Consider the following 12,836-nt stretch of genomic DNA (forward strand, 5'->3'; position numbering starts at 1 on the left):
GGCGCGCAGTTCGGCGCCCCGATGCCTGGATCTGTGCCACCGCGGGCCGTGAACTCGCCGAAGAAACGTCTCTGTCACCCGCCTGACACCTCGCCGGAGTCAGGTTCACCCGGCACGCAACTCCTAAGGGGCGCCTTAGTAAGTACGGCCTGCCTTGCTGGCGGGCCCCTTACATCGCGCGTATTTTCGAGGTGTTGGGGGCGGCGGGTGCGACCCGGCCCGCCGAAACGAGGGGAGAGCCATGTCCATCATCGAAGCTCAGGCGCCACTGCACGAGGCCCACCGCGACAACCACACGCACCGTGACGTGAACGGCGGTTGGCTGCGTCCCGCGGTGTTCGGCGCGATGGACGGACTCGTCTCCAACCTCGCCCTGATGACCGGTGTCGCCGGCGGCGCGGTCTCCACGCAGACCGTCGTCATCACCGGCCTCGCGGGGCTCGCCGCAGGCGCCTTCTCCATGGCGGCGGGCGAGTACACCTCCGTGGCTTCGCAGCGCGAGCTCGTCCAGGCGGAACTGGACGTCGAGCGCCGCCAGTTGCGCAAGCACCCCATCGACGAGATGGAGGAGCTGGCCGCGCTGTACGTGTCCCGGGGCGTCGAGCCCGCGCTCGCCCGCGAGGTCGCGATGCAGCTCTCCAAGGATCCCGAGCAGGCCCTGGAGATCCACGCCCGCGAGGAGCTCGGCATCGACCCGGACGACCTGCCGTCGCCGATGGTCGCCGCGGTGTCGTCCTTCGGCTCCTTCGCGCTCGGCGCCCTGCTCCCCGTCCTGCCGTTCCTGCTCGGGGCGACCGCGCTGTGGCCCGCCGTGCTGCTCGCGCTCCTCGGGCTCTTCGCCTGCGGCGCGCTGGTGGCCCGGGTGACCGCCCGTGGCTGGCTCTTCAGCGGGATGCGCCAGCTCGTCCTCGGTGGGGCCGCGGCCGCCGTCACGTACGGGCTCGGGATGCTCTTCGGAGCGGCGTTGTAGCTCCGGATATCGGAACGGATTCCGTACCCGTAGAGAAGACCGGGAGGCCCCTACAAGGGGCCTTTTCCGCATTTCGGGGCACTTTTTCGGGAGGTAAGGCCCAAATCGGCTGTGACGTATATCCCTGGCTCGATCCGCCGCAGCGATGAGACACTATGCAAGACGCCACATAAGTAGCCGGTTACTCGGCGGTTTCGAACCCGTGACCAACGGGAATGAGGCATGAGCGTCGTTGGGCAATGAGGCCCACTCGGCGACGGACCGCCGGAAGCCCGGAGATCCTCCGGCTCCCCCCGGTCCGTCCCCCGCGGGACAGCCCCTTGTCCCCGCACCCCACAGGTGAGAACACACCACCACTGCGTGTCGGTGGTGTCCGCATGCTGGAACGAGCTATCCACTTCGCGAGAAGCCAGCCATCATGTAACCTGCACGAAATTTCGCGGAGGGCCAACGTCGTCCCTCGGCAGTTGCATATGCCACGACGACGACGGGAGAGCCGATGCGTTCCGACGCCTGGTCGCCCATGGACGGTCGCCCCGCTCCGCAGGGGATGTACGACCCCCGTAACGAACACGACGCCTGTGGTGTCGGGTTCGTGGCCACCCTCACCGGTGTAGCCAGCCACGCGCTGGTCGAGCAGGCGCTGACCGTACTGCGCAACCTCGAGCACCGCGGCGCCACCGGCTCCGAGCCCGACTCCGGAGACGGCGCCGGCATCCTTTTCCAGGTCCCGGACGCCTTCCTCCGCGAGGTCGCCGGATTCACGCTCCCCGAGGCCGGCGCGTACGCCGTCGGCATCGCCTTCCTCCCCGAGGACGGCACGGACGAGACCGTCTCGAAGATCGAGACGATCGCCGCCGAAGAGGGCCTCACCGTCCTCGGCTGGCGCGAGGTCCCCGTCGCCCCCGAGCTGCTCGGCGCCTCGGCCCGCTCCACCATGCCGGTCTTCCGTCAGCTCTTCGTGGCCGACGGTGAGAGCACGGGCATCGCGCTGGACCGCAAGGCCTTCGTGCTGCGCAAGCGCGCCGAGCGCGAGGCCGCGACCTACTTCCCGTCGCTCTCCGCCCGCACGATCGTCTACAAGGGCATGCTGACCACCGGCCAGTTGGAGCCCTTCTTCCCGGACCTGTCGGACCGCCGCTGCGCCTCCGCCGTGGCCCTGGTCCACTCCCGGTTCTCCACCAACACCTTCCCGAGCTGGCCGCTGGCCCACCCGTACCGCTTCGTCGCCCACAACGGTGAGATCAACACCGTCAAGGGCAACCGGAACTGGATGACCGCCCGCGAGGCGCAGCTCGACTCCGACGTCTTCGGCGAGGGGACGCTGGACCGGATCTTCCCGATCTGCACCCCGGACGCCTCCGACTCGGCCTCCTTCGACGAGGTCCTGGAGCTGCTCCACCTCGGCGGCCGTTCGCTGCCGCACGCGGTCCTGATGATGGTCCCCGAGGCGTGGGAGAACCACGAGTCGATGGACCCGGCCCGCCGCGCCTTCTACCAGTACCACTCCACGATGATGGAGCCCTGGGACGGACCGGCCTGCGTCACCTTCACCGACGGCGTCCAGGTCGGCGCGGTCCTCGACCGCAACGGTCTGCGCCCCGGCCGCTACTGGGTCACCGACGAGGGCCTCGTCGTCCTCTCCTCCGAGGTCGGCGTCCTCGACATCGACCCCGCCAAGGTCGTCCGCAAGGGCCGCCTCCAGCCCGGCAAGATGTTCCTCGTCGACACGGCCGAGCACCGGATCATCGAGGACGACGAGATCAAGGCCGGTCTCGCCGCCGAGCACCCGTACGAGGAGTGGCTGGAGACCGGGGAGATCGAGCTCTCCGACCTCCCCGAGCGCGAGCACATCGTGCACACCCACGCCTCGGTCACCCGCCGCCAGCAGACCTTCGGCTACACCGAGGAAGAGCTCCGCGTCATCCTCGCGCCGATGGCCCGCACGGCCGGCGAGCCGCTCGGCTCCATGGGCACGGACTCGCCGATCGCGGCCCTGTCCGCCCGCCCGCGGCTGCTCTTCGACTACTTCACCCAGCTCTTCGCGCAGGTCACGAACCCGCCGCTGGACGCCATCCGTGAAGAGCTCGTGACGAGCCTCCGCTCCTCGCTCGGCCCCCAGGGCAACCTGCTCGAACCGACCTCCGGCTCGTGTCGCAGCGTCACCCTGCCCTTCCCGGTGATCGACAACGACGAGCTCGCCAAGCTCATCCACATCAACGCCGACGGCGACATGCCCGGCATGAAGGCCGTGACGCTCTCCGGTCTCTACCGGGTCTCCGGCGGCGGCGAGGCCCTCGCCGCCCGCATCGAGGCGATCTGCGCCGAGGCCGACACCGCGATCGAGGGCGGCGCCCGCCTGATCGTGCTCTCCGACCGGCACTCCGACGCCGAGCACGCGCCGATCCCCTCGCTGCTGCTCACCTCGGCCGTCCACCACCACCTCATCCGCACCAAGCAGCGCACCAAGGTGGGTCTGCTCGTCGAGGCCGGTGACGTCCGCGAGGTCCACCACGTCGCCCTGCTCATCGGCTACGGCGCCGCGGCGGTCAACCCCTACCTCGCCATGGAGTCCGTCGAGGACCTGGTCCGCGCCGGCACCTTCATCGAGGGCCTGGAGCCCGAGCAGGCCATCCGGAACCTGATCTACGCCCTCGGCAAGGGCGTCCTCAAGGTCATGTCCAAGATGGGCATCTCGACCGTCGCCTCCTACCGCGGCGCGCAGGTCTTCGAGGCCGTCGGCCTCGACGCCGGCTTCGTCGCCACGTACTTCAACGGCACGGCCACCAAGATCGGCGGCGCCGGTCTCGACGTCGTCGCCAAGGAGGTCGCCGCCCGCCACGTCAAGGCGTACCCCGTCTCCGGCGTCCCCTCGGCGCACCGCGCCCTGGAGATCGGCGGCGAGTACCAGTGGCGCCGCGAGGGCGAGCCGCACCTGTTCGACCCGGAGACCGTCTTCCGCCTGCAGCACGCCACGCGCAACAAGCGGTACGACATCTTCAAGCAGTACACGGAGCGGGTGAACGAGCAGTCCGAGCGCCTCATGACGCTCCGCGGCCTCTTCGGCATCACCTCCGACCGTCCGTCGATCTCCGTCGACGAGGTCGAGCCGGTCAGCGAGATCGTCAAGCGGTTCTCGACGGGCGCCATGTCGTACGGCTCCATCTCCCGCGAGGCCCACGAGACCCTCGCCATCGCCATGAACCAGCTGGGCGCCAAGTCCAACACCGGTGAGGGCGGCGAGGACCCGGACCGCCTGTACGACCCGGCGCGCCGCTCCTCCATCAAGCAGGTCGCCTCCGGCCGCTTCGGTGTGACGAGCGAGTACCTGGTCAACGCCGACGACATCCAGATCAAGATGGCCCAGGGCGCCAAGCCCGGCGAGGGCGGCCAGCTGCCCGGCCACAAGGTCTACCCGTGGGTCGCCAAGACGCGTCACTCGACGCCCGGCGTCGGCCTGATCTCGCCGCCGCCGCACCACGACATCTACTCCATCGAGGACCTGGCTCAGCTGATCCACGACCTCAAGAACGCCAACCCGGTCGCCCGCATCCACGTGAAGCTGGTCTCCGAGGTCGGCGTCGGCACGGTCGCCGCCGGTGTCTCCAAGGCCCACGCGGACGTCGTCCTCATCTCCGGCCACGACGGCGGAACGGGCGCCTCCCCGCTGACCTCGCTGAAGCACGCGGGCGGTCCCTGGGAGCTCGGCCTCGCCGAGACCCAGCAGACCCTGCTGCTCAACGGCCTGCGCGACCGCATCGTCGTCCAGACCGACGGCCAGCTCAAGACCGGCCGCGACGTCGTCATCGCCGCGCTGCTCGGCGCCGAGGAGTTCGGTTTCGCGACCGCGCCGCTCGTCGTCTCCGGCTGCGTCATGATGCGCGTCTGCCACCTGGACACCTGCCCGGTCGGCATCGCCACCCAGAACCCCGCCCTGCGCGACCGGTTCTCGGGCAAGGCGGAGTACGTCGTCAACTTCTTCGAGTTCATCGCCGAGGAGGTCCGCGAGCTCCTCGCCGAGTTGGGCTTCCGCACCATCGAAGAGGCCGTCGGCCACGCCGAGCTGCTCGACACGAGCCGCGCCGTCACGCACTGGAAGGCGCAGGGTCTCGACCTGGAGCCGCTCTTCTACGTGCCGGAGCTGCCCGAGGGCGCGGTCCGCCACGCCCTGATCGAGCAGGACCACGGCCTGGAGAAGGCCCTCGACAACGAGCTGATCCAGCTCGCCGCCGAGGCCCTGAACGCCGCCTCGGCCGAGGAGGCCCAGCCGGTCCGCGCCCAGGTCGCGATCCGCAACATCAACCGCACGGTCGGCACCATGCTCGGCCACCACGTGACGAGGAAGTTCGGTGGCGCGGGCCTGCCCGACGACACCATCGACATCACGTTCACCGGCTCCGCCGGCCAGTCCTTCGGCGCCTTCCTGCCGAGCGGTGTCACCCTCCGCCTGGAGGGCGACGCCAACGACTACGTCGGCAAGGGCCTCTCCGGCGGCCGCGTCGTCGTCCGCCCGGACCGGGGCGCCGACCACCTGGCCGAGTACTCGACCATCGCGGGCAACACCATCGGCTACGGCGCGACCGGCGGCGAGCTGTTCCTGCGCGGCCGCACCGGCGAGCGCTTCTGCGTCCGCAACTCCGGCGCGCTGGTCGTCTCGGAGGGCGTGGGCGACCACGGCTGCGAGTACATGACCGGCGGCACGGCGGTCGTCCTCGGCGAGACCGGCCGCAACTTCGCGGCGGGCATGTCCGGCGGCGTCGCCTACGTCGTCGACCTCGACCGGGACAACGTCAACTCCGGCAACCTGGGAGCGGTCGAGACCCTGTCGGACTCCGACAAGGCGTGGCTGCACGATGTCGTGCGCCGTCACCAGGAGGAGACCGGCTCGACGGTCGCCCGGAAGCTCCTCGACGACTGGGACGCGAACGCGGACCGGTTCAGCAAGATCATCCCCACCACGTACAAGGCAGTGCTCGCCGCCAAGGACGCCGCTGAGCTCGCCGGTCTCTCCGAGACCGAGACCACCGAGAAGATGATGGAGGCGGCGACCAATGGCTGACCCCAAGGGCTTCCTGACCACCGGGCGCGAGGTCGCCAAGACCCGGCCGGTGGGCGAGCGAGTCAGAGACTGGAACGAGGTCTACGTTCCCGGCTCCCTGCTGCCGATCATCAGCAAGCAGGCCGGCCGCTGCATGGACTGCGGCATCCCCTTCTGCCACAACGGCTGTCCCCTCGGGAACCTCATCCCCGAGTGGAACGACTTCGCCTACCGCGAGGACTGGTCGGCGGCGCAGGAGCGGCTGCACGCCACCAACAACTTCCCGGAGTTCACCGGCCGCCTGTGCCCGGCTCCGTGCGAGTCGGCGTGCGTCCTCGGCATCAACCAGCCGGCCGTCACCATCAAGAACGTCGAAGTCTCCATCATCGACAAGGCGTGGGACGCGAACGACGTCAAGCCGCAGGTGCCCGAGCGCCTGTCCGGCAAGACCGCCGCCGTCATCGGCTCGGGCCCGGCGGGTCTCGCCGCCGCCCAGCAGCTGACCCGGGCCGGCCACACCGTGGTCGTGTACGAGCGCGCCGACCGCATCGGTGGTCTCCTCCGGTACGGCATCCCCGAGTTCAAGATGGAGAAGCGGCACATCAACCGCCGCATCGAGCAGATGCGCGCGGAGGGCACCAAGTTCCGCACCGGCATCGAGATCGGCCGCGACCTGACGTCCACGGACCTGCGCAAGAGGTTCGACGCCGTGGTCATCGCCGCCGGCGCCACCACCGCCCGTGATCTGCCCGTCCCGGGCCGCGAGCTCAACGGCATCCACCAGGCCATGGAGTACCTGCCGCTGGCCAACAAGGTCGTCGAGGGCGACTTCGTGTCCCCGCCGATCACCGCCGAGGGCAAGCACGTCGTCGTCATCGGTGGCGGCGACACCGGCGCGGACTGCGTCGGTACGGCGCACCGCCAGGGCGCGGCCTCGGTCACGCAGCTGGAGATCATGCCCAAGCCGGGCGACGAGCGGAACGCCGGCCAGCCCTGGCCGACCTTCCCCATGCTGTACAAGGTCACCTCGGCGCACGAGGAGGGCGGCGAGCGGGTCTACTCCGTCTCCACCACCCACTTCGAGGGCGACGAGGACGGCAACGTCCAGTTCCTCCACCTCGTCGAGGTCGAGTTCGTCGGGGGCAAGCTGACCCAGAAGCCGGGCACGGAGCGCAAGATCCCCGCCCAGCTGGTCACGCTCGCGATGGGCTTCACCGGCACGGACGTGGAGAACGGCCTGGTCGCGCAGTTTGGTCTGGCGCTCGACGAGCGGGGTAATATCGCCCGTGACGCGGACTTCGCCACCAATGTCGATGGCGTGTACGTCGCCGGTGACGCGGGTCGCGGCCAGTCCCTCATTGTGTGGGCCATCGCCGAGGGCCGCTCCGCCGCCCGTGGCGTGGACCGCTACCTGACCGGAGCCAGCTCCCTGCCGGCCCCGATCCGCCCGACGGACCGTTCGCTGACGGTCTGATCCCGCCGGATCACCCCTTGAACGTCCCGTACAACGACGTGCGGAACTGAGCGCGGCGCCCCCCGAATGTCCCCGACCGGACGACTGGGTGGGCGCCTGTGCGCTTGGTGGACGTGCGCGCTTGTCGGTGGTGGGGGAGGGCGGTGCCCGACGCCGGCGCGTGGGGTCGCTGTCGTTGCCACAGTGCGGGCTGTTGCGGGTCGCGGCGCGTTGTCGGCTGGGACCGGACCCGGGCCCGTGGGCTCACCGGATGCGGAAGTGCGGGATGACCTTCGTGCCCCACTGGCGGATGGTCTCCAGACAGACCTCCTGCGGCACCGTGCCCATCTGGATCAGGCACATCACCTCGTCGACGCCGATCTCCCGCAGTCGCTCCACATAGGCGATGGCGGTCGCGGAGTCCCCGTACGCGTGGTCGGTGTTGTACGTGCCGGTGTCGACCGGGCGGGCCGGGATGCTCGCCTCGTGCAGCCGGGCCACCAGCTTCCGCCGCTCCTCCTCCAGGGCGCCCGTGTGGTCCTCGTCCTCCGCGTATCCGGTGGGCGCGGGGGCGCCGCCGTACCAGTGGGCGATCGACTCCGCGAAGAACCGCTGGCCGCGTGTGCCGAGCCGCAGCGCGCGGTCGGCGTCGTCCAGGACGATCGTCGGGCAGAGGGCCGAGAAGTGGTCGTTGACCTCGGTGGAGACGAACCGCGATCCGTCCCGCGCGGCGATGGTCTCGTCGTACACCGCGCGCATCGCGCGGACGTCGTCGGCTCCCGCGAAGCCCATCACCAGGGCCCCGATGCCGCGTTCGGCGGCCTGCCGCAGGGAGTCGTGCTGCGAGCAGGCCATGAAGAGGGGTGGGTGCGGGTGTTGCACCGGGCGCGGCAGGACCGCGCCGGGGCCGATGTCGAGGGAGCCGTGCCACTCGAACTCCGGCTCGCGCCACGCGGCGGCGAGGATCCGCAGGGCCTCCTCCGTCTGCGGCCGGGTGTCCTCGGGGTTCACCCCGAACATCCGCATCTCCTGGCGGGTCGCGCCCCGGCCCGCGCCGACGTCGAGCCGGCCGCCGGAGAGCACGTCGAGCATCGCGGCGCGCTCGGCGACCCGGACCGGGTGCTGGTAGCCGAAGGGCATGGTGACCACGCCGTGGCCGACGCGGATGGTCCGCGTCCGGGCGGCGACCCAGGTCAGGAAGATCTCGGACGCGCTCATGTGGGCGTACTGGGTGAGGGAGTGGTGCTCGACCGCCCAGACGCGGTCGAAGCCCATCTCCTCGGCGAGGACGGCCTGTTCGACGCAGTCGTGGATGACCGCGCGTTCGCGTGCGGGGGTGGGGTCGACGAGCTGTGCTTCGAAGATCATGGAGAACTTCATCGTGAGCTCCTCCCGAGCCTGAGCCTGAGCTTGAGCCTGCGTCCGTGCCTGTGCCTGTTTCTGTGAGGTCGGTATGCCTAATCGAAATACTTCTAGCAGGCATAGGTGGAGGAGGGAAGGGTCGTAGACTCCGTCCGTGGACGAGACGACGGAGGGGGCTCCGGAACCGCTGCCCGGGCTCCCGGCTACCAGCTGGGCCGTGCTCGGACTGCTCTCCTTCGGGCGGGAGTTGTCCGGCTACGACCTCAAGAAGTGGTCGGACCGGTCGCTGCGCCTCTTCTACTGGAGTCCGTCGTTCAGCCAGATCTACAGCGAGCTCAAGCGGCTGGAGAAGACCGGCTACGCCACCTCGCGCCTGGTCGCGCCGGAATCCGGCACCCGCGACAAGCGCGTCTACCGGATCACCGACGAAGGCCTCACCGCCGTCCGCACGTGGGCCCGCACCGCCCCCCTCGACCCGCCCGTCCTCAAGCACGGGCCGATGCTGCGGCTCTGGCTGGGGCACCTCCTCGAACCCGACCGGATGCGCGAGATCCTGGCCGGACACCGGGAGTACGCCGAGGGCATGCGGCTGCGCGCCGAGGCCGACGTGGCGGACGCCGGGGCCGACGAGACGTGGGCGTACCCCCGGCTCACCCTCACCTGGGCCGAGCGCTATTACGCGGCCGAGCGCGACCTCGCCGACGCCATGCTCGCGGACATCGAGCGCCTGGAGCGGGAGCGCCCAGGGGACTGAGCCCTCAGCTCAGAGCTCCGAGCCCTCAGCCTTCACTCCTCCTTCTCCAGTCGCGCGAACTGCTCCTCGGTGAGCGTGACGTCGAGCGCGCCCAGGTTCTCCAGGAGGTGCGCCGCCGAGGACGTACCGGGGATGGGAAGGATGTGCGGGGCCCGGTGCAGGAGCCAGGCCAGGGCCGTCTGGGACGGGGTCGCGCCGATCTCGCGGGCGACGCGCGCCACCGGGCCGTCCGGGCCCGCGTGGCCGCCCATGGCGATCGGGAAGAAGGGGACGAAGGCGATGCCGCGCCCCGCCGTGTGCTCGACCACGGCCTCGTGGTCGCGGGTCGCCAGGTTGTAGAGGTTCTGCACGGCCGCGATCGGCGCGACCGACTCGGCCTCCTCCAGCTGGGCGACCGTCACCTCCGACAGCCCGATGTGCCGGACCTTGCCCTCCTCCTGGAGCCCGCGCACGGCACCCACCTGCTCGGCGACCGGGTAGTTCTCGTCGAGGCGGTGCAGGTACAGCAGGTCGATCCGCTCCGTACCCAGCCGGCGCAGGCTGAGTTCGGCCTGCTGGCGCAGATAGGCGGGGTGGCCGAGCGGCACCCACTCGGTGGGGGAGGGCCTGACCACGCCGACCTTGGTGGCCACCGCGACGGCGTCGCCGTACGGGCGCAGCGCCTCGCCGAGGAGCTCCTCGCCCGCCCCCAGCGCGTAGGCATCGGCCGTGTCGAAGAGGGTGACCCCCGCTTCGGCGGCCGTCCGCAGCAGGGCCAGCGCGGCCGCCCGGTCGGCCGGGGCCGACCAGATGCGGGCCTCGGGGCCCGTCGGGTCGCCGGGGCCGTCGGCGAGGCGCATCGTGCCGTATCCGATGCGCCGGACCGGGAGGTCGCCCCCGAGCTGGAATATCGTCGAGTCGATGCCGGGCGCCGGGGTGGTGTTCGTGTCGTTCGTCATGTCCGGAACCGTAGGAGCTCACACCGGTGTCAGCTTCAAGCGGGAACGGGTCGATGTGAGGGGGGTCACAGTGAAGATCGGTGAGCTGTCGCGCGAGACCGGGGTCGGCGTCCGGCTCCTCCGCTATTACGAGGAGCAGGGCCTCCTCTCCTCGGAGCGGACCCCGGGCGGGCAGCGGGTGTACGGCCCCGACGCCCCCGCCGTCGTCCGCCGCATCCGGGCCCTGCTCGGCGCCGGACTGCCGACGAGGGGCATCGCCGAGGTCCTGGACTGCGTGTGCGGCAGCGAGGCGGAGATCGAACCCTGCCTCAGTCCGATGCTCGTCGCCCGGCTCGACGCCATCGACGAGCAGATCCACGACCTCCAGGACACCCGGTCCTCCCTCGCGGCGCTCGTCGCGGACACCGAGGGCAGGCAACTCGCCGCCCCCGGCCGGGCGATGGATATTCGGGTGGCCGACTCCGCGGCGCCCGGGCAATCATGACGCCATGACTTCTCTCGTACGACACGTGACCATCGACTGCGCCGACGCCCACGGCCTGGCGAGCTTCTGGGCCATGGCGCTGGACGGGGAGCTCGGCGCCGACGACTTTCCCGGCGACCCCGAGGCCGTCGTCGAGTCGGCCGGCGTGAGCCTCCTCTTCATCCAGGTCCCCGAGGGCAAGTCGGGGAAGAACCGGGTCCACCTCGACCTCCAGCCGCAGGACCGCACCCGCGACGAGGAGATCAAGCGACTGCTCACCTTCGGCGCCACCCTGCTCGACGACCGGCGGAACGCCGACGGGACCGGCTGGGCGACCCTCGCCGACCCGGAGGGCAACGAGTTCTGCGTCGAGCGCAGCGCGGCGGAGCGCGCCTCCTCCTGAGAAGCCGGAAGACCTTTTGAGAAGGCAGGAATGTTCGGAGTAATCCGGACAGAAGCTGTCGGGTATCCGGTGTTTCCTGGAGTCATGGGAGACACCGGAACCACCTGGTCGGCCTTCGAGGCCGCCGAACCCGAGCTGGCCGCCGCCGTGCGCGAGCGCTTCGGGCAGTACACGCACCACGCGCTCGCCACCGTACGGAAGGACGGCTCGCCCCGGCTGAGCGGCATCGAGGCGGACTTCCGCTTCGGCGAGCTCTGGCTCGGCATGATGCCGAACTCCCGCAAGGCCCTCGACCTGCTCCGCGACCCGCGCTTCGCGCTGCTCGCCAACCCCGGCTCGGGCACCGACATGGGCGGCGGGGACGTCCGCGTCTCCGGGCGCGCGGTCGAGATCACCGACCCGGAGACCGTCGACCGGTACGCGGCCGCCGCGGGCGCGCCGCTGCCCTTCCACCTCTTCCGGGTGGAGCCCACCGAGGTCGTACGGATCCGGGTGGACGGCGAGGAGCTGGTCCTGCGCACCTGGGCCCCGGGGCGTCCGGCGCGGACGATCCGGCGCGGCAATGACGACAGCCCGCCGCGCGGGGAGTCCTGAGGCACCCGCCGGGGGCCAGAATGGACGGGTGCCGAACACTGTCAGCAAGAAGAAGACCCAGGTGAGTGCCGGGCCCGAGCGCCGCCGTGAGCTCCTCGACACGGCGGCCGAGGTGTTCGCCGCCCAGGGGTACAACGCCACCACCGTGCGCAAGATCGCGGACGCCGCCGGCATGCTCGCCGGCAGCCTCTACTACCACTTCGACTCCAAGGAGTCGATGCTCGACGAGATCCTCTCCAGCTTCCTGAACGAGCTGTGGGAGGGGTACGACGCCGTCCTCGAGGCCGGACTCGGGCCCCGCGAGACCATCGAAGCCCTGGTCACCGAGTCCTTCCGGGAGATCGACCGGCACCGCGCCGCCGTCGCCATCTACCAGAAGGAGTCCCGGCACCTCACCGACCTGCCCCGCTTCCACTACCTCGTGGACTCGCAGGAGAGGTTCGAGAAGGCCTGGCTCGGCACGCTGGAGCGCGGGGTCGCGGCCGGGGTGTTCCGGGCGGATCTCGACGTCCGCCTCACCTACCGCTTCGTGCGCGACACCGTCTGGGTCGCCGCGTCCTGGTACCGGCCCGGCGGGCAGCACAGCCCGGAGGAGATCGCCCGCCAGTACCTCACGATGGTCCTCGACGGGGTCGCCGTACGCCCCTGAACGACGACACGGACGCCCGGCGATCACCGAACGGCTGTGAAGTCGCCCACGTCGGGGCGTCCGGGCCTGGTCTGATCCGTCCGGGCATCGGTCGGGCGGGGCGGGAAGGTCCTGAGGCGCACTATTGTTCCGGTAGAGACATCCGGAGTGCGTATCGCGTGTTCCGGTCGAAACAGCCGGGGCCCGTTCGCGTGTTCCGGGTAGAACAGCCG

Annotated in this window: 10 protein-coding genes; 8 read left to right on the top strand and 2 right to left on the bottom strand. The window is 70.6% G+C overall.

Going from position 1 to position 12,836, the window contains the following annotated elements; translation table 11 throughout:
* Positions 1-241: 241 nt before the first annotated feature.
* The 3 genes from ASC82_RS12305 to ASC82_RS12315 all read left to right on the top strand — a co-directional run bounded on the left by ASC82_RS12305 (position 242) and on the right by ASC82_RS12315 (position 7,482).
* On the top strand, positions 242-970 hold the full coding sequence (locus ASC82_RS12305) for a VIT1/CCC1 transporter family protein (protein WP_056645767.1): 729 nt from the start codon (positions 242-244) through the stop codon (positions 968-970).
* Between the two features lie 499 nt (positions 971-1,469).
* Positions 1,470-6,029 (top strand): glutamate synthase large subunit, encoded by a 4,560-nt coding sequence (gene gltB, locus ASC82_RS12310; RefSeq protein ID WP_056645770.1) that lies wholly within the window; start codon positions 1,470-1,472, stop codon positions 6,027-6,029.
* A complete protein-coding gene (locus ASC82_RS12315) occupies positions 6,022-7,482 on the top strand; it encodes a glutamate synthase subunit beta (RefSeq protein WP_056645773.1) in 1,461 nt (486 codons plus the stop codon). The genes gltB and ASC82_RS12315 overlap by 8 nt, the downstream gene beginning before the upstream one ends.
* Positions 7,483-7,725: 243 nt before the next feature.
* On the opposite strand, the gene ASC82_RS12320 is transcribed toward ASC82_RS12315, so the two are convergent.
* Complete coding sequence (locus ASC82_RS12320) at positions 7,726-8,841, bottom strand: LLM class flavin-dependent oxidoreductase (RefSeq protein ID WP_056645774.1); 1,116 nt, start codon at positions 8,839-8,841, stop codon at positions 7,726-7,728.
* A gap of 136 nt (positions 8,842-8,977) precedes the next feature.
* Here ASC82_RS12320 and ASC82_RS12325 point away from each other — a divergent pair, with 136 nt between their 5' ends.
* Positions 8,978-9,577 (top strand): helix-turn-helix transcriptional regulator, encoded by a 600-nt coding sequence (locus tag ASC82_RS12325; protein WP_242427641.1) that lies wholly within the window; start codon positions 8,978-8,980, stop codon positions 9,575-9,577.
* A 32-nt stretch (positions 9,578-9,609) separates the two neighbouring features.
* Here the strand turns inward: ASC82_RS12325 and ASC82_RS12330 are convergent, their stop codons facing one another.
* Entirely contained in the window at positions 9,610-10,515 is a 906-nt protein-coding gene (locus ASC82_RS12330; protein ID WP_056645775.1) for an aldo/keto reductase, read from the bottom strand.
* A 70-nt stretch (positions 10,516-10,585) separates the two neighbouring features.
* Between ASC82_RS12330 and ASC82_RS12335 the strand changes: the two genes are divergently transcribed.
* The 4 genes from ASC82_RS12335 to ASC82_RS12350 all read left to right on the top strand — a co-directional run bounded on the left by ASC82_RS12335 (position 10,586) and on the right by ASC82_RS12350 (position 12,624).
* Entirely contained in the window at positions 10,586-10,999 is a 414-nt protein-coding gene (locus ASC82_RS12335; protein WP_079039237.1) for a MerR family transcriptional regulator, read from the top strand.
* 4 nt (positions 11,000-11,003) lie between these two features.
* A complete protein-coding gene (locus tag ASC82_RS30365) occupies positions 11,004-11,381 on the top strand; it encodes a VOC family protein (protein WP_056645779.1) in 378 nt (125 codons plus the stop codon).
* Positions 11,382-11,465: 84 nt separating this feature from the next.
* On the top strand, positions 11,466-11,975 hold the full coding sequence (locus ASC82_RS12345; protein WP_056645781.1) for a pyridoxamine 5'-phosphate oxidase family protein: 510 nt from the start codon (positions 11,466-11,468) through the stop codon (positions 11,973-11,975).
* A 28-nt stretch (positions 11,976-12,003) separates the two neighbouring features.
* Complete coding sequence (locus ASC82_RS12350) at positions 12,004-12,624, top strand: TetR/AcrR family transcriptional regulator (protein WP_056645784.1); 621 nt, start codon at positions 12,004-12,006, stop codon at positions 12,622-12,624.
* Positions 12,625-12,836: the final 212 nt, after the last annotated feature.

Source organism: Streptomyces sp. Root431 (assembly GCF_001426585.1).
Lineage (GTDB): Bacteria > Actinomycetota > Actinomycetes > Streptomycetales > Streptomycetaceae > Streptomyces > Streptomyces stackebrandtii.